At 62.4% G+C, this 23535-nt stretch carries 19 protein-coding genes; 10 read left to right on the top strand and 9 right to left on the bottom strand.

The window, feature by feature from the left end:
* Positions 1–122 precede the first annotated feature (122 nt).
* Both BG57_RS16525 and BG57_RS16520 read left to right on the top strand, forming a co-directional pair.
* On the top strand, positions 123–1388 hold the full coding sequence (locus tag BG57_RS16525; protein ID WP_035966241.1) for a YeaH/YhbH family protein: 1266 nt from the start codon (positions 123–125) through the stop codon (positions 1386–1388).
* On the top strand, positions 1385–3037 hold the full coding sequence (locus BG57_RS16520; protein ID WP_035966239.1) for a SpoVR family protein: 1653 nt from the start codon (positions 1385–1387) through the stop codon (positions 3035–3037). Before BG57_RS16525 ends, BG57_RS16520 begins: the two co-directional genes overlap by 4 nt.
* 48 nt (positions 3038–3085) lie before the next feature.
* On the opposite strand, the gene BG57_RS16515 is transcribed toward BG57_RS16520, so the two are convergent.
* Positions 3086–4150: an AI-2E family transporter gene (locus BG57_RS16515; protein WP_035966237.1), complete on the bottom strand. Its 1065-nt coding sequence runs from the start codon at positions 4148–4150 to the stop codon at positions 3086–3088.
* A gap of 175 nt (positions 4151–4325) precedes the next feature.
* Here BG57_RS16515 and rarD point away from each other — a divergent pair, with 175 nt between their 5' ends.
* A complete protein-coding gene (rarD, locus tag BG57_RS16510; protein ID WP_035966232.1) occupies positions 4326–5201 on the top strand; it encodes an EamA family transporter RarD in 876 nt (291 codons plus the stop codon).
* 6 nt (positions 5202–5207) lie between these two features.
* On the opposite strand, the gene BG57_RS16505 is transcribed toward rarD, so the two are convergent.
* Positions 5208–6203, bottom strand: coding sequence for an aldo/keto reductase (locus BG57_RS16505; protein ID WP_035966231.1), 996 nt, complete (start codon positions 6201–6203; stop codon positions 5208–5210).
* 92 nt (positions 6204–6295) lie between these two features.
* Positions 6296–7726: a DHA2 family efflux MFS transporter permease subunit gene (locus tag BG57_RS16500; protein ID WP_075583155.1), complete on the bottom strand. Its 1431-nt coding sequence runs from the start codon at positions 7724–7726 to the stop codon at positions 6296–6298.
* Positions 7727–7810: 84 nt separating this feature from the next.
* Between BG57_RS16500 and BG57_RS16495 the strand changes: the two genes are divergently transcribed.
* Positions 7811–8671 carry a LysR family transcriptional regulator gene (locus tag BG57_RS16495; RefSeq protein WP_035966228.1) on the top strand — a complete coding sequence of 287 codons (861 nt, stop codon included), beginning with the start codon at positions 7811–7813 and terminating at the stop codon, positions 8669–8671.
* A gap of 207 nt (positions 8672–8878) precedes the next feature.
* Positions 8879–10465 (top strand): tannase/feruloyl esterase family alpha/beta hydrolase, encoded by a 1587-nt coding sequence (locus BG57_RS16490; RefSeq protein ID WP_081850921.1) that lies wholly within the window; start codon positions 8879–8881, stop codon positions 10463–10465.
* 10 nt (positions 10466–10475) lie between these two features.
* Here BG57_RS16490 and BG57_RS16485 read toward each other — a convergent pair whose 3' ends face one another.
* Together BG57_RS16485 and BG57_RS16480 are read right to left on the bottom strand one after the other, a co-directional pair.
* Complete coding sequence (locus tag BG57_RS16485; protein WP_035966227.1) at positions 10476–10826, bottom strand: DUF2917 domain-containing protein; 351 nt, start codon at positions 10824–10826, stop codon at positions 10476–10478.
* Positions 10827–11086: 260 nt separating this feature from the next.
* Entirely contained in the window at positions 11087–12964 is a 1878-nt protein-coding gene (locus BG57_RS16480) for a hypothetical protein (protein ID WP_035966226.1), read from the bottom strand.
* Between the two features lie 241 nt (positions 12965–13205).
* Between BG57_RS16480 and BG57_RS16475 the strand changes: the two genes are divergently transcribed.
* From BG57_RS16475 to BG57_RS16465, 3 genes are all read left to right on the top strand, one after another.
* Positions 13206–13568: a YciI family protein gene (locus BG57_RS16475; RefSeq protein ID WP_035966225.1), complete on the top strand. Its 363-nt coding sequence runs from the start codon at positions 13206–13208 to the stop codon at positions 13566–13568.
* Positions 13569–13634: 66 nt separating this feature from the next.
* Complete coding sequence (locus BG57_RS16470; RefSeq protein ID WP_035966224.1) at positions 13635–14033, top strand: VOC family protein; 399 nt, start codon at positions 13635–13637, stop codon at positions 14031–14033.
* Between the two features lie 59 nt (positions 14034–14092).
* On the top strand, positions 14093–15319 hold the full coding sequence (locus BG57_RS16465; protein ID WP_052005859.1) for an RNA polymerase sigma factor: 1227 nt from the start codon (positions 14093–14095) through the stop codon (positions 15317–15319).
* A 218-nt stretch (positions 15320–15537) separates the two neighbouring features.
* On the opposite strand, the gene BG57_RS33055 is transcribed toward BG57_RS16465, so the two are convergent.
* Both BG57_RS33055 and BG57_RS16460 read right to left on the bottom strand, forming a co-directional pair.
* On the bottom strand, positions 15538–15687 hold the full coding sequence (locus BG57_RS33055) for a hypothetical protein (RefSeq protein ID WP_160174737.1): 150 nt from the start codon (positions 15685–15687) through the stop codon (positions 15538–15540).
* A 454-nt stretch (positions 15688–16141) separates the two neighbouring features.
* Positions 16142–16708: a TetR/AcrR family transcriptional regulator gene (locus BG57_RS16460; RefSeq protein WP_035966223.1), complete on the bottom strand. Its 567-nt coding sequence runs from the start codon at positions 16706–16708 to the stop codon at positions 16142–16144.
* An 849-nt stretch (positions 16709–17557) separates the two neighbouring features.
* On the opposite strand from BG57_RS16460, the gene BG57_RS16455 reads away from it, so the two are divergent.
* Complete coding sequence (locus BG57_RS16455) at positions 17558–18013, top strand: response regulator (RefSeq protein ID WP_152562621.1); 456 nt, start codon at positions 17558–17560, stop codon at positions 18011–18013.
* 322 nt (positions 18014–18335) lie between these two features.
* A complete protein-coding gene (locus tag BG57_RS16450; RefSeq protein ID WP_035966220.1) occupies positions 18336–19712 on the top strand; it encodes a hypothetical protein in 1377 nt (458 codons plus the stop codon).
* A 54-nt stretch (positions 19713–19766) separates the two neighbouring features.
* Here BG57_RS16450 and BG57_RS16445 read toward each other — a convergent pair whose 3' ends face one another.
* Together BG57_RS16445 and BG57_RS16440 are read right to left on the bottom strand one after the other, a co-directional pair.
* Entirely contained in the window at positions 19767–22109 is a 2343-nt protein-coding gene (locus BG57_RS16445) for a GNVR domain-containing protein (RefSeq protein ID WP_052005853.1), read from the bottom strand.
* Positions 22110–22221: 112 nt separating this feature from the next.
* On the bottom strand, positions 22222–23535 hold the full coding sequence (locus BG57_RS16440) for a cellulase family glycosylhydrolase (RefSeq protein ID WP_035966300.1): 1314 nt from the start codon (positions 23533–23535) through the stop codon (positions 22222–22224).

Genomic DNA, 23535 nt, shown 5'->3' with positions numbered 1-23535 from the left:
TTCATCAATGGAACCGGGTGGCAAGGCGGGCACGTTGCGAGTGAGAGACGCTGGCGAGCCGCGCGGTACGCCAAGAACTCGAGCAGCGCCTCGCACCTCGCCAATTACGCGGGAGACTGGATGTGCTGCACCAAATCATCGACCGCAGGTTAGCCGGCAAGAACAAGAGCATCGCGAACCGCGAACGCTTCCTGCGACGCGTCAAGAACTACATTCGCCGTGCGGTGTCCGACGCGGTGCGCGATCGCAGCATCAAGGACATTCAAAGCACGCAAAGCATCACGATTCCGAAGAAGGACATCGCGGAGCCGTCGTTCCGGCATGGGCCGGGCGGCAAGCGCGAGTATGTCCATCCGGGCAACGCCGATTACATACGCGGCGACAAGATTCCGCGTCCGCCGGGCGGCTCGGGCGGCGGCGGCAAGAGTGCCAGCAACGAGGGCGAAGGGCAGGACGACTTCGTGTTCGAGCTGTCGCGCGAAGAGTTCATGCAGTACTTCTTCGACGATCTCGAACTGCCGCGCCTCGTCAAGACGCAACTGCTCGCCGTGCCCACGTGGAAGAACGTGCGCGCGGGCTGGGCGGCGGAAGGCACGCCGAACAATATCGACGTAGTGCGATCGCTGCGCTCCGCGCTCGGGCGGCGCATCGCGCTCGGCTGGCCGCTCGCGACGCAACTGCGCGAGATGGAACGCCAGCTCGAACAGCTCAAAGCCGAAGCCGGCGACGCCGAAGAGATCGCGCGTCTCGAAGCGGAAATTGTCGTCATGCAGGGGCGGATCACACGCATTCCGTTCATCGATCCCTTCGATCTGCGCTATATCAACCGCGTGAAGCAGCCGACGCCATCGAGCAAGGCCGTGATGTTCTGCCTGATGGACGTGTCCGGTTCGATGGACGAGCAGCGCAAGGACCTCTCGAAGCGCTTTTTCATCCTGCTGTATCTGTTCCTGCAACGGAACTACGAGAAGATCGAAGTCGTCTTCATCCGTCACCACACGCGTGCGGAGGAAGTGGACGAGGACACCTTCTTTCATTCGACGGAAAGCGGCGGCACGGTGGTATCGAGCGCGCTGGAGTTGATGAAGAAGATCATGGACGAGCGCTATTCGCCGACTGAATGGAACATTTACGGCGCACAGGCTTCCGACGGCGACAACTGGACCGACGATTCCCCCAAATGCCGCAAGCTGCTGGCGGACGACATCCTCCCGAAGGTCCGGTATTTTGCCTATATCCAGGTAGCGCCAGAGGAGCAGAATCTCTGGTTGGAGTATGCTCAACTGGCAGCGGGCGCCCCTGAACTGGCGATGAAGAAAGTCGACTCGGCCTCGGATATCTATCCGGTCTTTCGCGAGCTTTTCGAAAAACAACAGGCGGCCGCATGACGAGCAGGCATTCGAACAACGAAGCGCGTGGTTATCATCTGGACGGCACGGACGATCGTGCTCCTTCGAAGCTCGGACCGGAAGCGGGGCAACGCAATGCGTCCGAAAAGACGCACGAGGAAGGCAGGATGAACGTTGCAGACAAGCGGCCGCTGCCGTGTCCGTCGGACTGGAGCGTCGAGCTGATCGAAGAATACGACGCCGAGATTTCGCGCGTCGCGAATCGCTACGGGCTGGACGTGTATCCCATTCAGCTCGAGATCATCAGCGCCGAGCAGATGATGGACGCGTATGCCTCCGTCGGCATGCCGGTGAACTATCGGCACTGGTCGTTCGGCAAGCACTTTCTCTCCACTGAGAAAAGCTATCGGCGCGGGCAGATGGGTCTCGCGTATGAGATCGTCATCAATTCGAATCCCTGCATCGCGTATCTGATGGAAGAGAACACGATGACGATGCAGGCGCTCGTCATCGCGCATGCCGCCTACGGGCATAACTCGTTTTTCAAGGGCAACTATCTGTTCCGGCTGTGGACGGATGCCCACGCGATCATCGATTACCTCGTTTATGCGAAGAATTACATCGCGGAGTGCGAGGAGCGTTACGGGCTGGATCGCGTCGAGGAACTGCTGGACTCGTGTCACGCGCTGATGAATTATGGCGTCGACCGTTACAAGCGTCCGCAGAAGTTGTCGCTCGCAAAGGAAGCAGCGATGCGCCGCGAGCGCGAGGCGTATTTGCAATCGCAGGTCAACGAACTGTGGCGCACGCTGCCGAACAAGAAGGCGCCGTCCGCCGAGGAAACAGAAAGCCGCTATCCGCCGGAGCCGCAAGAAAATCTGCTGTACTTCGCGGAAAAGAACGCGCCGCTCCTGGAGCCGTGGGAGCGCGAAGTGATCCGCATCGTGCGCAAGGTCGGGCAGTACTTCTATCCGCAGCGCCAGACGCAGGTGATGAACGAAGGCTGGGCGACCTTCTGGCACTACACGCTGTTGAACACGCTCTACAACGAAGGCCGTCTCGAAGACGGCTTCATGATGGAGTTCCTGCATTCGCACAGCAACGTGGTGTATCAGCCGCCGGTCACGAAGCCGTATTACAGCGGCATCAATCCGTACGCGCTTGGCTTCTCGATGATGAGCGACATCCGCCGCATCTGCGAGAGCCCCACGGACGAAGACCGCGAGTGGTTCCCTGAGCTTGCGGGCAGCGACTGGCTCGAATCGCTGCACTACGCGATGCGCAATTTCAAGGACGAGAGCTTCATCGCGCAGTACTTGTCGCCGCATCTGATACGCGAGATGCGCCTCTTCTCGATCCTCGACGACGACATGCGCGATGCGCTCGAAGTATCAGCGATTCACGACGGGAGCGGCTATCGCTACGTGCGGCAGGCGTTGTCGCGGCAGTACGACATTCATCATCGCGAGCCGAACATCCAGGTGTATTCGGTGAACACGCGCGGCGATCGCAGCCTCACGCTGCGTCACTTCATGACCGATAACCGCCATCTGTCGAACGACAGCGACGAAGTGCTCAAGCACATGGCGCGCTTGTGGCAGTTCGATGTGTATCTGGAAAGCGTCGATGAGAACGGGACGGTGAGAAAGCGCTTCGAGTGCCGTTACAACTCGCCGCATTCACGCTAACGCGGCGGTTTCCCAAAATGAAAACGGCTCCTTCGCGGAGCCGTTTTTTCATACACTCTTGCCTTCCTCGTCCTGCGAGAAGATATCCCAGCTCGCCATGAAGAGCGCGGCAACCAGCGGCCCGATCACGAAGCCGTTGATGCCGAAAAGCGCCATGCCGCCGAGCGTCGAGATGAGCACGACCCAGTCCGGCATCTTCGTGTCCTTGCCGACGAGAATCGGCCGCAACACGTTATCGACGAGCCCGATCACCACGACGCAGAACACCACCAGCACGATGCCGCGCCATATCTCGCCCGTCATGAAGAAGTAGAGGGCGGCGGGCACCCACACGAGCGCCGCGCCCACGGCGGGCAAGAGCGACAGGAACGCCATCAGCACGCCCCACAGGAGCGAGCCGTTGATGCCGAGAATCCAGAAGATCATTCCGCCGAGAAAGCCCTGCACGGCCGCGACCGCGATGTTGCCCTTGACCGTCGCGCGCACGACGGTGGTGAACTTCGCGATCAAATGCTGCTTCGGCGCGGGATCGAGCGGAATTGCGCGGCGAATGCGCCGGCCGATCTCGCCGCCATCGCGCAGCAGGAAGAACACGAGGTACAGCATCACGCCGAAGCTCACGACGAACTGAAACGTGTTCTGGCCGATCAGCAGCGCCTGCGCCGCCGCGAACTGGCTGATCTGCGACGCGCCTTCCATCAGCTTGCGCTGGAGGCCGGGGATGTCGTCGAGGCCGTATCGCCCGAGCATTTGCTGCGCGGACATGGGCAACGCATGAAGCACATGCTGGTAATACAGGCCGAAGTTGAGGTCGCCGCTCTTGATGCGCGTATAGACGAGCGCGACTTCCTGCACGAGCGTCACCGCGACAACCGCCACCGGAATAATCACGATGAGAATCGCGGCGGCGAGCGTCGTCAGCGCGGCGAGGTTGCGGCGTTTGCCGAAACGGACGGTGAGCCAGCGCTGCATCGGCTGAAAGAGCAGGGCGAGAATCGCGCCCCAGAAGATGGCGCCAAAAAACGGCAGCAGCACCCAGCCGAGCGCAACCGAGACGACGAACAGCAGGATGTGAAAGAACCGGGTATGGACGGACGGCTGATTGTTGTTCATTAGCGAAGCGACAGGTGATTGTGCGGGGCCATGCTAGCACGTGACTTCGAGCACGAATCTCGCCCGGGCTCGCGCAAAAGACAGGAAACGCCGCCGCGTCGACTAGAATTCTGCTTCCATTCCTTGCAGACGGCTTCCGATCGGTCCGCAGCCTTACTGCCTCACGCATCGAACAATGAATCCAGGCGTCGTCTATGCTTTCACGGCCTTTGCCATTTGGGGCCTCTTTCCGATCTATTTCAAGGCGCTGCACGAGATCGGCGCGGTGGAAATGCTCGCGCACCGCATGGCGTGGTCCATGGCGTTTTTGCTCATCGTGCTCACCGTGCGGCGTCAGTGGCAATGGCTCGGCCCCGTGTTGCGCGACCGGCGGCTGCTCGCGCGCTTCGCGGCGAGCGCGGTGCTGCTATCGGCCAACTGGGGCATTTATATCTGGGCGGTGAACGACGGGCGCATCGTCGAGGCGAGTCTTGGCTACTTCATCAATCCGCTCGTCAACGTGCTGTTCGGCATGGCGTTCCTGCACGAACGGCTGAGGCCGGGGCAGTGGATCGCGGTGATCGTTGCCGCGCTCGGCGTCGCGTGGCTCACGTGGGCCAACGGCGCGCCGCCGTGGATCAGCTTCGCGCTCGCGCTCACCTTCGGCGGCTACGGGCTGCTGCGCAAGACGGCGACGCTCGGCGCGCTGGAAGGGCTCACGCTCGAAACCATGCTGCTGTGCCCGATTGCGCTGCTGTATCTCTTCGTGTTGAGCTCGCACGGCGGCAGCGGATTCGCGCATGCATCAACCGGTGTGAAGCTGCTGCTCGCCGCGGCCGGCCCTGTCACCGCCGTGCCGCTGCTGCTGTTTGCGGCCGGTGCGCGCCGCATTCCGCTGTCGATGCTCGGGCTCATCCAGTACATCACGCCGTCGTTGCAACTGCTGATCGGCGTGGTGCTGTATCGCGAGGCGTTCGGCCACGACCAGTTGATCGGCTATGGCGCAATCTGGGCCGCGCTCGCGCTGTATTCGCTCGAAGGCATCTATCGGGCGCGGCAGTCGCGAGCGTGATGTCGCTTACCGCTGCGCGTCGCCCCAGCGGTATTCGACGGTCAGATCGTCCAGCTTCGCCTTGAGGTCCGCATCGAGCGGCTGATCGACGGCCGCGAGGGTATCGTCGAGCTGCTCGGGCCGGCTTGCACCGATGATCGCCGACGTCACCGCAGGATTTTCGAGCACCCACGCCAGCGACGTGCTCGCAAGCGAACGTCCGGTCGGCGCGACGAGTTCCTTCAGCTTCTCGATCGTCCGGAACTCGCGCTCGTGCCAATAGCGCTCCTGATACATTTCGCCCGCCTTGCCGACCGTCGCGGTAAAGCGGCCATCGGAAGGCGCGGCGTCGTGACGATGCTTGCCCGTCAGCAATCCGCCCGCGAGCGGGTTGTACGGAATCACTGCAAGCCCTTCCTCGTTTGCCAGCGGCAGCAATTCGCGCTCGATCTGCCGAAACAGCAGGTTATAGCGCGGCTGCACGGAGACGAAGCGCGCCGTGCGCAGCACGTCGGCACGGCCCAGCGCCCGCGCGAGCCGATAGGCCAGAAAATTCGACACGCCGATATAGCGCGCCTTGCCCTGCCGCACGATTACATCCAGTGCTTCGAGTGTCTCGTCGAGCGGCGTGTCGCGGTCGTCCATGTGTAGCTGATACAGATCGACGTAATCGGTATTCAGCCGCTTGAGCGATGCGTCGATCGCGTCGAGCAGATGCTTGCGCGACGCGCCCTTGTTCCACGCGAGCGGCCCCATCACGCCGACCGCCTTCGTCGCGAGAATGAAGCGGTCGCGCTTGCCTGCCAGCCAGCGCCCGACGATCTCCTCCGTGCGTCCGACGATGTCTTCCGTGCCGCCGAGCGGATAGACATCGGCGGTATCGATGAAATTGACGCCTGCATCGCTCGCGCGGTCCATGATGTCGCGCGACACGTCTTCGTCCGTTTGCAGGCCAAAGGTCATCGTGCCGAGGGTGAGACGCGAGACGGTGAGACCGGTGCTGCCGAATTTGCGGTATTGCACGGTTACGCTCCGAAAGAGGGAAGGGCTTGCGGGAAGAGGCAGGATAGCGCCGATGCCGTGCGCCGGCCCAAAGCGCGAGCCGGCGTCACGAGCTAACGCGCCGCCGATGCCTGCGCTCGCGCGGGCGGCGCCGGATCGAGCCGCCGGAACACCACGCCTGACAGCAGCGTGACCACGCCCATGCAGACGAAGCTCAGCCGAAAGCCAATCGACGCCGAGCCGAAATGTCCTTCGAACACCTGCACGAGCGATCCGCCGATCGACACGCCGAGGCCGATCGCGAGCATCTGCACCATCGAGAAGAGGCTGTTGCCGCTGCCCGCGTCCGCGCGCGACAAGCCTTTGAGCGTGACGCTGTTCATCGCGGCAAACTGCATCGAGTTGCATGCGCCGAAGAGGACGAGCACCGCAATCTCGACGGCGAGCGGCACCGACGCCGAGAACGCCGCGAACGCGACGATCGACACGCCGACGAGCGCCGTGTTCACCAGCAGAAACTGATCGTAGCCGTAGCGCTTGACGAGCCGCGCGATCCAGCGCTTCGAAAGCGTGCCGGCGATCGCGATGGGCAGCATCATCAAACCGGAGTGCAGCGGGCTATAGCCGAGTTCGAGCTGCATCATGAGCGGCAAAAGAAACGGCACCGCGCTCGATCCGATGCGGCACAGCAGGTTGCCGACGAGCCCTACGCTAAAGTTCGGCTCGCGAAAGAGCCTGAGTTGAAAGAGCGGATTGGCCCGATGCCGCGCGTACGGGATATACGCGAACGCGGACGCCACGGCGATAGCGAACAGCGCAGCCGATACCGCACCGCGATGCGTCTCGACCGGGCAATCGAGCGCGAGCGAAAACGACACCATGCACAGCGACAGCAATCCGCAGCCGATGAAATCGAAAGGCGGCGCATCGTGCAGCGTGTCGGCGGGCAAGAAGCGATGCACCGCATAAAGCCCGACCGCGCCGATCGGCACGTTGATCAGAAAGATCCAGTGCCATGTGAACGATTCCACAAACCAGCCGCCGAGCGTCGGGCCGAGAATGGGGCCGACCTGGCCGGCGACGGAAATCATCGCGAGCGCGGAGACATAGGCTTCGCCGCTGACAGCGCGCAGGATCGCGAGGCGGCCGATCGGCAGCAGCATGGAACCGCCGATGCCTTGCAGCACGCGGGCGAGCACCAGTTGATCGAGCGAACGGGCCATCGCGCAGGTCAGCGATCCGATGACGAACAGGCTGATCGACACGAAGTAGACGCGCCGTGTGCCGAAGCGGTCCGCGAGCCAGCCCGATGCGGGCGTCAGCAGCGCCATCGTGAGCGTATAGGCGACGACGATCGCCTGCATCGCGAGCGGCGCGGCGTGGAGGTCGCGTGCGATCGAAGGCAGCGCCGTGTTGACGATGGTCGTATCGAGCGCCTGCATGAAAAAACCCACGGCGACGATCCAAAGTAGCGCCGTGTGCGAAGACTGTCTGGTCATGGGGTGAAGTCGTAAGCGCGCCGCTGATATCGGTAGCAACGGCATCGTGAAATTTTAATGACGAGCGATATCATCGGGAAGCCCGCTAACCGCATTGACTGTGATCGGAAAAACCGATCACAATACCGCATGCTGAATCCGCTCTGGCTGAACACCTTCGCGACGGTGGCCGCGTCGCACAGCTTCACCGATGCCGGCCGGCAACTCGGCCTGCGGCAATCGAGCGTGTCGGAGCACATTCGACGCCTCGAAGAAAGCGTCGGCCGCCGGCTGTTCGTGCGCGACACGCACTCGCTCGCGCTCACCGCCGACGGCGAAGCGATGCTCGTCCACGCCCGCGTAATCCTCGACGCGATGATGCACGCCGAATCGCAGTTCAGCTCGCAGCGGCTGCGCGGGCGCGTACGGCTGGGTTCATCGGACGATCTCGCGCTCGGGCCGCTGCCCAGCGTGCTCGCGGCGTTCCGCGATACGCATCCGGACGTGGAACTGGAGATCACTATCGGCATGACGGGGCGGCTTTATCAACTGGTCGATTCCGGCGAACTCGACCTCGCGGTCGGCAAGCGCAGACTCGGCGATGCGCGCGGCACGCGGCTTTTCAGCGGGCGTCTCGAATGGCTGGCGAAGCCGGGCACGGTCGTCGATACCAGCCTGCCGCTGCCGCTGATTCTCGTCGCGGAGCCGAGCGTCACGCGCGCCGTCGTCCTCGATGAGCTCGCGATGGCCGGCGCGCGCTGGCAGATGGTCTGCACGAGCAGCAGCCACGCTGGCTGCATCGCCGCGGCGCGCGGCGGGCTCGGGCTCACGGTGCGCTCGCATTTTCTGGCGGGCCGGGGGCTGGCGCCGCCGGTGAACCGGGCGGAGTTGCCGGAATTGCCCGAAGTGGAGTTCATCGCGTTCGGGGCGAAGCATCTGAGCCGGCCCGCCGAAACGCTTCTGCAACTCCTGCAGGACAGCGATTTGCGCGGGGAGTGGGACGGCGAGTGAGGCACACGCCGTGCTTCGCGGCGGTTGTGCCGCTGCAACGCCGGACGGCGGCTCCGAATGGCTATCGCCGATCGCTTCTTATATATTGAGCGGCCATCGAAGTATCCTCGCCAACCCGTGCTTCCCAACCGCCGTTTCTTTTCCTCCGATGCCTCGCGCCGGTTGTCACGGGCGTGCCGCGCACTGTTGCTCGCGATCGCCGCGACGATGCCGCTCGCGAGCGCGCACGCCGCCGCGTATGTCACGAAGCATTGCGACGACCTCGCCGGCAAGACCGTGCCCGCGTCGATCATCGGCTTGCCGACGCGCGGCGCGCTGATCACCACGGCATCGGTCGTCAAGGCCGCCGCGCCGGGCAACCGCAACGGCGAGTATTGCCGCATCAACGGCGTCATCCGGGCGCTGCAGGACACCACGCCCGACATCCGCTTCGAAGTCAATCTGCCGAGCCGCTGGAACGGCCGCGCGCTGCAGATGGGCGGCGGCGGCTACAACGGAGTGCTCGTTTCCGGCACCCAGCCGATGCCCTTCGCCCCGGACTCGACGCCGCTCGCACGTGGCTACGCGACGTTCGGTTCCGACTCGGGCCACGTCGGCAATTCGGGGCGCGCGGACTTCGCGGTCAACGACGAGGCGATCGTCAATTTCGGCTTTGCGCATCTCAAGAAAACGCGCGACGTGGCGCTCGCGCTGATCCAGATGGGCTACGGGCGCACGCCGGACAAGACGTATTTCGCGGGCGGATCGACGGGCGGACGCGAAGGGTTCACCGTGATCGAACGTTTCCCGAACGACTACGACGGCGTGATCGCCAACGCGCCCGCGATCAACTTCTCGGGCGTGCGGCTGCTCGGCGTGAAGCTCGGGCAGGCATCGTATGCGAAACCGGGCGGTTTCGTCGGGATTGCGCAGCAGCGGCGCGTGTTCGAAACCGTCGTGCACGAATGCGACCGGCTGGATGGTCTCGCGGATGGCATCGTCGGTAACGTGGAGGCGTGCCGGAAGCTGGAACCGCAGATCATCGCGTCACTGCGTTGCGCGAACGGGCAGCGTCCGTCCCTGCGCGACAGTTGCCTGTCCGATGCGCAACTCGACACGCTGCAATTGCTGCGCGACGGACTGACGATGCCGTACGCGCTCGCCTACGGCGTCGATCAGTATCCGGGTTACAACGTGTTCCAGGGCGTCGATTTTTCGGGCGCGCTCGGCCTCGGCGACTCGCCGACGCTCGTCGCGCCGCCGACGTTCGCGGCCAACGGCTATCTCTTCGCTCAGGGCGATGCGTATATCCGCCACTTCGTCACGCGCGATCCGGGCTTCAGCGTCTTGTCGTTCGATATCGACAACCCCGGAAACTGGCGGCAGCGGCTCGTGACGCTTTCGTACACCGTCGGTGCGATGAACCCGGATTTCTCCGCGTTCATCGCGCACGGCGGCAAGCTCGTCGCGATGCACGGCCTCGCCGACGAAGTGATCAGCCCGAACCAGACGCTTGCGTTCTATCGCGGGCTCGTCGAGCGCTACGGTCAGGACACCGTCGATTCGTTCATGCGGCTCTACATGGTGCCGGGCTTTCAGCACGGCAACGGCGTATTCATTCCCGCATGGGACGAACTCGGCGCGCTCGACGACTGGGTGACGAACGGCGTCGCACCGGAAACGCTCGTCGGCAGCGACATCGCGCCCGCCACCAACGGCCGCACGCGACCCATCTGCCGCTATCCCGGCTATCCGCGCTATATCGGCAAGGGCAGCGTCAATCTCGCGACGAGCTTTCGGTGCGTCGCGCCTTAGGCAGCGAGCTTCATATGGCGTCGACGGCGCGCGGCATGAAGCGCTCGACGATGCGCGCCCACGCCGGGCGCTTCAAGTTCGCACGATACGACGTCAGCGAGACTTCGATCGCGTGATCGCAGTCCGACGACAGCCAGATGCGTTCGCCGCGCACGAGACGCAGCACGTCGCCCGGCTGCATCCAGTAGTCGTAGGGATCTGAATGGCGTGTGAGCCACACAGACGCGCTCCCGATGCGCAATTCCGCATCGCACGGAAGACGCCAGGACACGGTATGACGCGCGGCGACATCGACATACACCACGACGCGCGTCCCGCGCCTGTCCAGCAGTTTCGACAGCTCTTCCATCTTGCTCTCCATGATGTGAGCCAAAGACGGGGCGCGATGCACGCATAAAGCAAAAGGCCCCGTCTTTCGGCGGGGCCTTCGGAATCGACTTGCCAGCTTTTGCTTGTTTCTCGCTAGCGCACACGCTCTCCCGATGACCCGCCGTACTTGGCGTTCACTGGGTTTTTAATCGCGGCGATGGCGAGGAGAAGAGTTGCGTGCATGTCGTGCAGTATCGAGGCGAACACGCGGCGCTGTCAATATCGAGATGACGTTTGCATCGATCCTGACAGTTACGCGCCGGTATAGCCCTGCGGCTTCGTCGAGTTCCTCTTCGCGATATCCGCGTTCACCGATACGACGTACTGCGGCGATTCGGTGAGCGTCAGCGTGACGACGCCGTTTGTGTACGGCGCGCTCGATACGTTGCCCATCGCGTCGATCAGTTGCACGGTGCCGCTCGTGCCGGCTGCATCGACGTTGAGCTTGTAGGCGGCGCTGTACGTCGCGCTGAAGGTTCCGTTCGATGCCGGCCATACCGCGTTGTTGTGCGTCCAGAGCGCGGTGATGATCTTGCCGTTACCGCGCTGCTGGAACGCATATGCATACACGCCCGACGGCAGGTTGTTCACCGGGCCGAGCGTCACCGTGCCGTCGAGCACGCGCGTCATCGCGGCGACGGCCATGGCGGCCGGCTTCGGGCTGATGTTCGTGGTGCCGAATTCGGCTTGCGGATGATCGAGATCGAAGAACGTGCCGTAACCCGGTTCGCCGGGGAAGTCCGGGCCGAAGAACACGTAGGTCTGATCCGCGCCTTCGCCGAGCAGGATGATGTGCGTGCGCGCGACGACCGCGCCCTGCGCGAACAGCACGTTCGGCGTCGGATAGTTGGGACCGTAATTCGAGCCGATGTCATAGCTGATGCCCGTCTCGGTCACGAACAGCTTCATGTTCGGCTTGTAGTCCTTCGCCATTTCCGCGCGCAGATTGCGCATCTCGTTGAGCAGCGAATTGGCGGCATCGGCGGGGTTGGCGTCAGTGTGACGCCGCTCCGGCGGATGCGACGGCGACGTGCCCGCATCGTAATAACCGTGCGTGGCGATGCCGTCGAGATACTGCGCCAGCCCGAGCGGCGCGAGGCGCTTGAGGCGCTCCGTCGTCAGCGACGGGAACGGCTCGGCCGGGCCCATCACGACCGCATGCGGATCTCTCGAATGCAGGCCCTGATACGCCGCCTTGTACAGCGCGACGAAGTTGGCGTCCGTGTCCTTCCACAGGATGTACGGCTCCCACGTGACCTGGTAATAGTTCGCGGACATCGTCGGGTAGTAGCGCGCGCGGATCGCTTCCGTTTCCTGCCCGACGCGCGCCATGTAGTTCGCGAAGTACGACAGGTCGTTCGGAACGTAGCCGTAGTCCGGACTCTGGCCGTGCGCGCTCGCCCAGCCCGGCATGCCGTCGAGCCGCACGAGGCGCATCACGTTGCCGGACGTGTAGAACGGATCGAGATTGTTCGCCGCCGGGTTGAAGGTGTTGCGGCCGTTCGGCTCCATCACGGACATCTGGCGGTCGTCGATGGTCGACGAGATGCCGAGCGCGCCAAGCATCGTCGCGTTGCCGTTGAATCCCTGCATGCCGAAGCGATGCTGCTCCTGCTTCGCATACGTCACCGGGGGGATGACGCTGGCGAGATTCGGCATCACGCCAAAAGTCGCGATGCCGTTTGGCCGCGTGCCCGCCGTCTGCACCTGTCCGCCGCGATTCGCGAGCGTTGCCGACACGGCGAAATAGCCCGCGAGCGTCGATGAGCAGGTGAGGGTGGTTTTCGTGGCGGCGCCCGGCACGGCGAAGCTGCCGCTCGCGACCGTCTTGCCGAGCGCATCGGCGATGGTCCACTTGAGCGTATCGGCGGAACCGGCGCGCGTCGTGATCGCCACCGGGAATTTCGCGCCAGCGGGATACATGCGCGAGCCGTCGGTGCTCGGGGTATCGACGGTAATCTGTCCCGAGCCGCCCGACGCCGATGACGTCGCCGGCGACGCGCACGTGAGAGCGGGCTTGCTTGCCGCGTTGGCGACGGACGCGGGCATCGAAGCGTCGTCGGCTCCGCCGCCGCAAGCAGCGAGCGCAAGGACGAGAGGAGACAGCAGGAATGCGTTCTTGTTGTTCATAAGCAGCGAGGGAGTTGGACGGAACCGTGAGGGCACACCGGTCGTTTTTGCCTGAGAAGCGTCAGCGATCAGACGATTGGCCGCAGATACTACCTGCGATTGATGCGAACTGCACGTAACGGCGCGTAACTCGATGTAACGTACGACAATTGAGCATTATTGTCGTACGAATCTTTCCCGATTGCGGCGTGCCTCGCGACGGTTTAAGTTGGCGGCACGAATCCGCTCTAAGGAGACCGCCGTGGCTTTTCTGTTGCTCATCGTTGAACCGGTCGAACAGCGCACGCAGCGAACGCCGGAAGAAGGCCGGGAGGCGTATCGGCAGATGGTTGAATTCGCCGATGAACTCAAGGCGCGCGGCGTGTTGCGCGCGTGCGAATCGCTGACATCGCTGAAGGATGCGTCGCGGGTATCGCATGCATCGGGCGGCGATCGCCGCGCCAGAATCATCGACGGACCCTTCGCCGAGGCGAAGGAAATGATCGGCGGCTTCTTCCTGCTCGATTGCGAGACGCACGCCGAAGCCATCGCGATCGCCGCCGAATGCCCGGCTGCGGCGTGGTGCACGGTCGAAGTGCGCAAGATCGGGCGGTGTTATCTGTGATTTTTTGTCGATCGGCGTGGGCGTCGATCGTCGTCATCGAAGAAAAGGAAAACCAGGACACGCAACATGCACAAGCAAATCTTCGTGAATCTTCCGGTACGCGATCTCAAGCGATCGATGACGTTCTTCAAGGCGCTCGGTCTCAGCTTCAACCCGGCGTTCACGAACGAGAATGCCGCGTGCCTCGTCATCGGCGAGAACCTGTACGCGATGCTGCTGACCGAACCGTTCTTCCAGACCTTCACCGAAAAGACGCTGATCGACGCGCACACGCACGTGGAGACGCTCATCTGCCTGTCGTGCGAGAGCAGGGCGGAAGTGGATGACGTGATCGCGAAGGCCGTCGCCGCGGGCGGGCGCACGCCGCGTCCGCCGCAGGACCACGGCTTCATGTACGGACACGCTTTCGAGGATCTCGACGGACACATCTGGGAACTGGTGCACATGGCGCCGGAAGCGGCGTGAACGACGCGTTGACCGAGCGCGATGCGGCGACGCGTCGGGTCATCGACGCGGTGTGGCGCATGGAGGCCGCGAAGGTGATTGCGAGCGTGGCGCGCGTGGTGCGCGACGTCGCGCTCGCCGAGGAACTGGCGCAGGACGCGTTCGTCGCGGCGCTCGAGCACTGGGGCCGTGCGGGCGTGCCGGACAAGCCGGGAGCGTGGCTGATGACGACAGCGAAGAACAGGGCGCTCGACCGTCTGCGGCAGCATGCGCTGCACGCGCGCAAGCACGAGGAACTGGGCCGCGATCTGGACGCGCAGGAGATGCACGTGACCCCCGATTTCGTCGATGCCCTCGACGCCGCCCGCGAAGACGATATTGGCGACGATCTGCTTCGTCTCGTGTTCACGGCGTGCCATCCGGTGCTGTCGCTGGATGCGCGCGTCGCGCTGACGTTGCGGCTGCTCGGCGGGCTGACGACGGACGAAATCGCGCGGGGCTTTCTCGTGCCGGAACCGACGATCGCGCAGCGGATCGTGCGTGCGAAGCGGACGTTGTCGGCGGCGCGCGTCGCATTCGAGGCGCCGAAGGCCGCTGAACGCGCGGCGCGGCTGGCGTCGGTGCTCGAAGTGATCTACCTGATTTTCAACGAAGGCTATTCGGCGACGGCCGGCGCCGACTGGATGCGTCCCGCGCTATGCGAGGACGCGCTGCGGCTCGCGCGCGTTCTTGCGGAACTGATGCCGGAAGAAAGCGAAGTGCACGGGCTCGTCGCGTTGATGGAGATTCAGGCGTCGCGGATCAAGGCGCGCGTGGACCGCGACGGGCGTCCGGTGCTGCTGCCGGATCAGGACCGCAGCCGATGGGACCCGCTGCTGATTCAGCGCGGGTTCGCGGCTCTTGCGCGAGCCGATGCGCTGGGCGGTGCGCGCGGCCTCTATGCGCTGCAGGCGGCGCTCGCTGCGTGCCACGCGCGGACGGCGACTGCCGCTGAGACCGATTGGGCGATGATCATCGCGCTTTATGACGCGTTAATGGTGGTCGCGCCGACGCCGGTTGTGGAGCTGAATCGGGCTGTCGCGGTCAGTATGGCGGTCGGGGCGCAGGCTGGGCTGGATATCGTCGATCGGCTGCGGGATTCGGAGGCGTTACGGGGGTATCACTTGTTGCCCGGTGTGCGGGCCGATCTGCTGGCGCGCGTCGGACGGAAGGACGAGGCGCGGGAGGAGTTTCTTGCGGCGGCGGCGTTGGCGAGGAATGCGCGGGAGCGGGAGTTTTTGTTGGGGCGTGGGCGGGAGTTGGGGTAATGTGTATTGGCGTCTGGACGATTTGACATAAGACAAATTAGCGATATTTTTGTTACGTGCTTACATCAGATATCGTGCTTGTCATTGGCAGATGCCTCCCGCCTGCCGCAGCCGCTCTTCGTGCGTGGCTGCCGGTTTGGCGCGTCCACATCAGCCGTTACCGACAGCTACGATGAACTGGCAAAGCATCGGCCGCGCGGCGGCCGTCCCACCGGCGGTCAAGACGGATTCGTCGGCGTCCGTGTGTTGCCGTCATCGGCTTCGGTTAGCGGCAAGTCCTTGTTGGTCTCGTCGGCCTGCGTGGCTGGCTGTTTCGCCTTGTCGTTATCGACGACATCGGTGCCGGGTTCGTTCTGCGGAATTGTCATGGTCAACTCCAGTTCAGTTGTTCGTGGAAGCGCGTTCTAGCGCGCGATACCGTTTCAGCACGAAAAATGCCCACGCGAGCGGACCGCCGCTTGCTGCGCAACGAAAACTGGAACGTCACGGAAATGGAGCCACTATTTCGACCGCATCTCCTGAAAACACCAATCCGCCCGAAAACCCGATCGACTCGGACGGCCTGACCGATCTGGGCCCGGCGCAGCCTAAAGATCCGCCGCACGCCCCAGGACAAGACGCCGAGTTACGTGATCCCCCGAGCCCCGCGGGCGTGCCGCCTGACGGCGACAACGCGGATCGCTAGAAAGCCCCGCGCTGCCTCGGACCGCGCCTTGTTCCTATTTTCATAGAAGCTGTCCGTACGGCACTGCCCGGGCTTTTTGAGGCGTGAGCGACCATCCTTGCGTCATGCGACCGCTCGCGCGTTCTTGATACCTTCCATCAAGCTCTTCCTTGTATAGCGAAGTCGATAAGCTGACTCGCGCATTCCCACGCATCCTGCGCCGCCGCGCCTTTCCTGCCCGTCTGCGCAAAAAAGATCGCGCCGTACAGCAAAAACACCATCTGGCGGCTCAACTGGTCCAGAACGGACGGATGAATCATGTCGAGCAAAGTGCGCCGGATCAGTTCCCGAAGCCGCTCCCTTTGCGCCTCCGCCATGCTGACTACCTGCGGATGGGCGTGATACTCGTAAAGCGCCGCGACAAAGACGCATCCCTGAAAATCGGGCTGATTGAACCAGCTTTCGTACCATCGGAAGATCGCCCTAAGCCGCTCCCTGCCCGACGGGTTGCAGGCGATGGCGCATGTGAGCGCCTCTTCTATTGCCTGCATCCGTTCCTTCAACACTTCCAGCAACAACGCTTCCTTCGACTGGAAGTACCGGTACATCGTCACCTTCGACACGTTCGATTCCCTCGCAATCAGGTCGACGCCGATCTGGTGGCAGCTATGCTGAGAAAACAAACGCGCGGCGGTTCCGAGGATGCGCTCTCGTACATCATTCATACAAGCCTCTCAACTGTACAGCGTATGTAAGCGCGGAACTTGCGCTTCACTGTACGCACTTCTATGGTGGTTCGGGAACGAGATTATAGGCAGTCGACCGAATGAGATAAGTCGAATCACCAAGGGCGGGGTTAGCTCAACTTGAATTTGGTTGCGAATATCGAACGGGGGGCAGTCGCGCCTCATTAACTCGATGGTACGGAATCAATGAATACGGACGTTCCCGTTGAATAGCAGGGAAAGGATGTTTCGCAAAATTTGGCATTAATCCACATATCGCGGCGAAACAAACTGACATGCAATAGTAATCGTCGGACTCCGCTTTACAGGCTGTATAGGAGAAGCGGTGAACGACAACCATCTACGTGTACAACCTGTGAATTCGAACAAAACTCTCGAACGCGCACCCTCCCAAACGGCGCATGGCTCCACGTTCTCGGCGGAGGTCGGCAGCACGCCGCGCAGGTCAATTCAGATACATCGTATTGCGGCCTCACCTCCTTGGTCACAATCTTCCCTGCTGCAAAGACGAGGCTCGCAGCAACGCCAGCAAGACGAACTCTGTCTGTTCAGTCAACGCAACACTTTTTGAAGGTTTCATGCGTGACCTGTTCATTTGAGCCGTTTCGACGATTACAGGCATTGATCACGGACCTCTAAAAACTAACTGCCGCAAATCCGTTAATTCACCTCAAAGGCATTTAATTTAACTCGGATTTTCATAAGAATGACTCTTACTATGGAGTTTAGAATGGACAGTCGAAAAATTTTAATAGTACGTGACCTCTTACTCAGTTATTCTCGGTTTCTGAAACCGATTCACTCTTCAACACCTTACAGGGCATGGAAATGAAACAGGAGTTTGCTCGTCGTCAGATTCTCGTCGCTGAAACCGCACCGGTCATTGTTCACGCCTTGCGATCGCTGCTCAGCGAAGGTCCATTGGAGAGCACGGTTGATTCGGTGATTTTACGTTTCGATCTGATTGACCGCCTGCAGGCCAACAGCGTCGACCTTCTCATACTCGATCCCGTGTGCGTACAGCGAGACGTGGATATAGGTAATCTGGATTGTCTTATCGAATTAAGACGCCGCTTTCCCTGCGTTCCTATTTTGTTTTGCACGACATTAAGAGACGTGATTATTCTGGACGAGATTTTCTGCATGAACCGGATCGGGATCTGCAGCAAATCGGACGAAATGATCGACATCTTCCGTCTTTGCGAGCAGCTGTTGTCCGGCAATTACGGCGGCGTATCCCCGAAGATCGATGCAATGTTCCGTGGCGCGCGTCAACTGCTATGAAGCCCTGATTCTCAGAACGAACTTGTTCAATCATGGCGTCCGCCATTCGTCCAGAATCCGTACCGCTTGCGCGCGACTTTGACGAACGCCTGGCTTGCAACCTTGCCCGCGGCTTATCTGGAATAACCGCGGAATTTCTGATTGGTCGCAGGTAGAGATCGTCCAATCGTCAAATTTCTTGGGCGATCATTCCGAATCTGAAACACTGCCGCTCTGCGTGCCATAGTCGCGTGTTGATGCGCCACGCTGGTCCTACTACAAAGAGGTAAGCAAGCGGGATCACACGATCGAGCGCAACTGAACCTACTTCACGGACTCCAGCATGATCGAGCAATACCACGACCTCCATCAGCAACTCTACGCGGGCAATATCGCCGAGTGTTTCCGATTCCTCGACGAACGGCGTGCTTCGGACGGCCACACGCCCGACTACTGGCACTGGCGAGCCGTCACCCACCTTCGCGCTGGCCGATTCAACAAGGCGCTCGACATTTGCGTCGGGCTGACACGCAAATCCGAGAATTTCGCTTTCCACGTTCACTGTCTGTGTGACATCTGTGTTCACCTAGGACTTAAGGAAGTGGCGCTCGCGGCCATTGAACAGTTCGCGCAGAAGGCGAACACCTCGCCGGTTGCCGCCTGTCTGTGGCGCGTCTACGGCTGGCATTATCTCGGTGACGACGACGGCGTTATCGGCATCACTCCCGACGGTCTCGACGAGCATTCGGCTTTCGTCCTCGGCCACCATCAGGCGCGCAGCACGATGCGGCGCGATGGCATCGCGCAGGGCGTCGCGGCAATGCATCGTTACTGGTCGTCCCATGATTCACGCCGAATCCTCTTCCCTCATCTCGATCTGGCGGGCTACTGGACCGGCGAACGCGCCCTGCCCGCGCGCCTCGAAGTTCGTCTGGTCGCGTCCGGCTATGGCGATATGGTCAATTGGTCGCGCTACCTTTGTGCGCTGGAAGCGATGGGTGTACAGGTATTTTACGACAACAACCTGCTTCGCCTCGCGATGCCCGAGCCGGAGCGAGCCGAACTGGCCCGCACAATGTACGCCGCCGGTTTCGAAAAGCCGTCCGGCGACGCCGCAATGTGGACCGACCCGTTCAGTCTTTTCACGTCGTTCTTCCCGGTGCTGGGTTACGCGCCGTCGCACCGGTACATCGAGCCGGCCCATCCGTCGAGTGTCGACGGCATCATCGATGAAATTCGGACGCGTGCGCGCGGACGGCGCTGCGTCGGCCTGTTCTGGTCTTCTTGCGAATCGGCGAACAACTTCGCGAACCGCAGCCTGTGCCTGCCCGACCTCGATCCGCTGTTCGAAGACTCCCGCGATGTGTACTGGGTCATCATGCAACGGGGCTTCGAACGCCGCCGCTGGCTGAACGACCCGCGCTCGGCCGATCTCGACCGTTTCACCACGCTCAACCTGGATCTGACGCTGGCTCACTCGGCGGCAATCATCGACCAGCTGGATATCTTCATCGGCAACGATGGCGGGCTGAGTCATTACGCCGGCGCCCTCGGCAAGCGCTGCTACATGTTCCTGAATCAGGTCGCCGAGTGGCGGTACGAGCGCGAGCCGACGTCCACGCCCTGGTATCCGAGCATGCGCCTCGTGCGGGCAAGCGAACTCGGCGGCTGGGACGAAGTCGTCGGCACGTTGCAGCAACTCCTGCACGCCGACGCCTGACCGTCCGGCAGCTCGGCAGTCCGGCGTGATGATCCGCCGGACCGCCCGTCCCGCTTAACGCGCGACCGTCTTGAAGCCGTACTCTTCGCGTGCGCCGTAGCGTCCCGGCGCGAACCCGTTGAACACGTGACCGCCGACCTTCGCGCCCACGTTCTCCAGGCGCCGCAAGGTTTCCTCCAGTTGCCGCGCACCCGTCCGATCGGCCCGCGACACCAGCAGCACCAAGTCGCAGTTCTGCGTCGCGATGGAAAGCGCGTCGCTAACCGGCAGGACCGGCGGCGAGTCGATCACGACGTAATCGTAGATGTCGCGCAGCATGGCGAGCGTTTCCTGGAACGCCGGCCGGCCGAGCAGTTCCGCCGGGTTCTCCGGATAGAACGCGCCCGCATCCATGATCGAGAGACCACCGTTGCCGAGCGGGACGATTGCTTCGTCCGGGCGCGCGGTCCCTTCCAGCACTTCGGCCAGCCCCGGCCCGGTGCGGCCATCGACGAGGTGACGCAGCCGCCCTTGACGCATGTCGGCGTCGATCAGCAGCACGGACGCACGCGTCTCGGCCAGCAGATACGCGAAGTTCGACGACACGAAGCTCTTGCCCACACCTTGTGTCGGACCGGTAAACAGGATGACCTTGCCGCCCGGTTGATTCGCATCGACGACGTAGCCGGGATTCATCACGCTCGTGGTTCCGGCGAACGACATCGCGTTGGCCGAATTGAACGGATTCATGCCGCCCAGGCCGAACTGGTTCATCGGAACCGGCGCGCCGCTCAGCATCGCACGCACACTGCTGCGCAGCGAACGAAGCGCTTCGATGCTCGGATCGGTCGGACTCGCCATCGCGAGCAGCTTGGCGGGCGCGGCGTTGTGCGTCAGCGCGCGGACGTCCTGCTTCAGTTGCGCGGTCGAACGAGCGATCACGGCAAGACGCGGCAGTTGCGAGAAGTGATCGATTTCTTCCGGACTACGAAGCTCCTTGCGATTCATCGCGATGAGATAGATCGACACGGTGCTGAGGAACAAGCCGCCGAAGATGGAGCCGAGCAGCACGATCCACGCACGCGGCCACGATTGCTTCTCGGGTGCGACCGCCCAATCGACTACGGCCATGCCCGGCGGCGTGCTGGCTGCCGCGACTTCGAGCTGTTGCGCATTGGTCAGCACGCTCGTGTAGAGCTGAGTCGTGACGGCCACATCACGTGCAAGCTCGACGTATTGCCGCTGCACGGTGGGCAGGTTCGCTGCGATCTTCGACGTCTCGGCAATCTCATGCTTCACCTGATTGAGCTGCGTGAGCGCGCTCTGATAGTTCTCGTTCTCGGGCCGATAGCGATGCTGCGCGGCGTCGAGCGCCAGTTGCAAGGTCGTCTGCTGCTCTTCGAGGCGGCTCATGCGCGTGATGAGCGCGGTGTTCTGCTGCGCCATATCGACCGTGCCGGTCTGCGTGCGAAACGCGTTCAGACGGCTCTCCGCGGCTTCCAGATCGTGCTTCAGCGCGGGCAGGCGCTTCTTCAGGAAGTCTAGGCTCGTCTGCGCCTGCGCAGCGCGGCGTTCGGCATCGCGCTCCTGATACGTCTTGATGATCGCGTTGACCATGGCCTGCGCCACCAGCGGCGATTCGGCCTGATAGCTGAGACGGATCAACGACGGATCGCGCAGCGTCGATTCACGCGGCGGAATCGACGTGCGCAGCCGCGCGAGCACGTTGTCGAACGTCGTCTGTTGCGAGTACTTGCGCAACTCGAAGCTCACGCCGGGACGCGCACGCAACGTGTCGATGCGCAGTTCGCCGGGAGCACGCCCTTCCGGCGTATCGACCTGAAAGGACACAGTCTCGCCGACACGCCCTTGCGCGAGCGCCTTGTCGTCCTTGTCGAAGAGCGTCCAGCGTCCGCCTTGCCCCGCGATCACGTGGAACTTCATCTTCAACGCGGATTCGGGCACCGTGAAAACGCCGGGTTTCAGGCGCTCGCCGCCCCATGCATATTGGTCCAGTCCGAACGGCGCGGGCGCGAGCTCGCTGTCGCTTGCGTGACGCGAAGCCAGATAACTACCGATCAGCGGAAAATGACTTTGCGTCTCGACGACGGTATCGGCGCTCGTCTGTGCAATCGCGGCGCTCACGACCGAGCGTGAAGTCAGTACATCGCTTTCATCACTGGCGGAAGCATCGGCGGCCATGGAACCGGATACGTCCGACAGTGCGCTGATCGACGTGCCCGCCTTGCTTTGCACGCGCAACAGCGCCTCGGCGCGGTATTGCGGCGTAGCGAGCAGAACGTAAAGCACGCCCGCGGCGCAACACGTGCCGGTCACAGCGCCGAGCAAGGTCTTGTGACGCACGACGCTGCGCCACAGATCGGCCAGACCGTCGCCGCGTTGCGGAACTGGCGTCATGGCGGGGCGCATGTTATATGAAAGCATGTTATATCCCTAACAAATTAGATGAAAACCAGAGACGTCAGTCGCAACCGACGACGGCGCGTTCCCTCGTACACGCCGCTTGATGCTATGAACCGACCGTGATGAACACCGGTCCTTCCGCTTCGGTCACTGCCAGCACGTTGCGCCTGTCGCGCCGCGTGCCGTACAGATCGGCGATGACCGCGCTGGCCGGCAGACGCGATACATCGAGATTCATGACGTTGCCCGCGCCGTAGCACCAGACAACGTATTTCGTGGCGCGCGCATCGTCGAACTTGAGCACGACGGTCTGCTCCTTCTCGTCGATGAAGTAGCGCGCGTTTTTTGCGTTGCCCGTGAACGCGAACAGATGCTTTACTGCGTGATACGCGGGCAGCTTTCTGTTTCCGGCATCCAGTAGTCCGAAGTTATGTTCCATTTCCTTCGGGTTGGTGCCGTCGTTGCGCATGTCGTAATACGACGTCAGCCCGACCTGCGCGATCCAGTTCATCATCAGCAGCCGCACCGCATAGTTAGCCTGCCTCGCACGCGCCTCACTTGAATGACCATTTCCGATATCAGCTACATAGTGATATCCGAAGCTCGGGTATGACCATTCGGTTGCCCACACTTGCGGACGTTTAACGTAGCCCGACAGGTCGTGGCGCAACTCGCGATAGTCGTCGAGCACCGTCTCCGGCTCCTGCTGCCGGTATGGATGCACACTCACTGCATCGGGGCCCGTCTGCGTCGCGCTGATATCGCCGACTGCGCGAATGAAGCCGCGATCGACCTGCTGGACTCCGCCCGTTGCGATCACGACGTTCGGATTGGCGGTCCGCGCCGCTTGCACCGCGTTCTGAAGCAGCGCGCGATAAGCCGCAGGCGATGGTTCCGCGAGCCAGTAATCCTTGTGGTCCTGCTCGTTCCACACTTCGAAGCGCACGGGTGCATCGCGATAGCGGAAGGCGGCCTGATAGACATACGTGCGGAACGCGGCAAGCTGCGGCGCGGATGTCGGCGGCTGATTCGGGCTAAAGGCGTAATGCTTGTAGCCGAGAATCAGCAGCGCGCCGAGGCCGCGTGCGCGCAGATTGTTCACGAGACCATCGAAGCCGGCGAAGTGCCAGCCATCGGGCGCTTGCACCGCTTCCCAGAAGAGGTCGGTGCGCACGAACGAGAAGCCGACGTCCTTCACGGCGTCGAGCAGTTTCGTATCGCCGATCTGGTGGATTGCCACGCCCGTGTTCGCCCTCGCCGATGCAAACGACGGCAACGCGACGTACGCGCGTTCGAGCGACGACGACGAGCCATCGATGGTGAGACTCGGCGTCGCCGATGCGGGCAGCATGGACGCGCACATCGCCAGTACGGCGGCCACCGCGAGCCGTCGCCGAATATTGCCGCTCTTCTGCATGAT

This window comes from Caballeronia grimmiae, from assembly GCF_000698555.1.
Lineage (GTDB): Bacteria > Pseudomonadota > Gammaproteobacteria > Burkholderiales > Burkholderiaceae > Caballeronia > Caballeronia grimmiae.
This window is presented reverse-complemented; position numbering and strand designations above follow the sequence as displayed.

What these genes read in the sequence shown, in the direction of transcription:
- BG57_RS16520 (WP_035966239.1), top strand. Translation starts at nt 1,385, where the DNA reads ATGACGAGCAGGCATTCGAACAACGAAGCGCGTGGTTATCATCTGGAC.
- BG57_RS16515 (WP_035966237.1), bottom strand. Translation starts at nt 4,150, where the DNA reads ATGAACAACAATCAGCCGTCCGTCCATACCCGGTTCTTTCACATCCTG.
- rarD (WP_035966232.1), top strand. Translation starts at nt 4,326, where the DNA reads ATGAATCCAGGCGTCGTCTATGCTTTCACGGCCTTTGCCATTTGGGGC.
- BG57_RS16500 (WP_075583155.1), bottom strand. Translation starts at nt 7,726, where the DNA reads ATGCCGTTGCTACCGATATCAGCGGCGCGCTTACGACTTCACCCCATG.
- BG57_RS16495 (WP_035966228.1), top strand. Translation starts at nt 7,811, where the DNA reads ATGCTGAATCCGCTCTGGCTGAACACCTTCGCGACGGTGGCCGCGTCG.
- BG57_RS16490 (WP_081850921.1), top strand. Translation starts at nt 8,879, where the DNA reads ATGCCGCTCGCGAGCGCGCACGCCGCCGCGTATGTCACGAAGCATTGC.
- BG57_RS16485 (WP_035966227.1), bottom strand. Translation starts at nt 10,826, where the DNA reads ATGGAGAGCAAGATGGAAGAGCTGTCGAAACTGCTGGACAGGCGCGGG.
- BG57_RS16480 (WP_035966226.1), bottom strand. Translation starts at nt 12,964, where the DNA reads ATGAACAACAAGAACGCATTCCTGCTGTCTCCTCTCGTCCTTGCGCTC.
- BG57_RS16470 (WP_035966224.1), top strand. Translation starts at nt 13,635, where the DNA reads ATGCACAAGCAAATCTTCGTGAATCTTCCGGTACGCGATCTCAAGCGA.
- BG57_RS16465 (WP_052005859.1), top strand. Translation starts at nt 14,093, where the DNA reads ATGGAGGCCGCGAAGGTGATTGCGAGCGTGGCGCGCGTGGTGCGCGAC.
- BG57_RS33055 (WP_160174737.1), bottom strand. Translation starts at nt 15,687, where the DNA reads ATGACAATTCCGCAGAACGAACCCGGCACCGATGTCGTCGATAACGAC.
- BG57_RS16460 (WP_035966223.1), bottom strand. Translation starts at nt 16,708, where the DNA reads ATGAATGATGTACGAGAGCGCATCCTCGGAACCGCCGCGCGTTTGTTT.
- BG57_RS16455 (WP_152562621.1), top strand. Translation starts at nt 17,558, where the DNA reads ATGAAACAGGAGTTTGCTCGTCGTCAGATTCTCGTCGCTGAAACCGCA.
- BG57_RS16450 (WP_035966220.1), top strand. Translation starts at nt 18,336, where the DNA reads ATGATCGAGCAATACCACGACCTCCATCAGCAACTCTACGCGGGCAAT.
- BG57_RS16445 (WP_052005853.1), bottom strand. Translation starts at nt 22,109, where the DNA reads ATGACGCCAGTTCCGCAACGCGGCGACGGTCTGGCCGATCTGTGGCGC.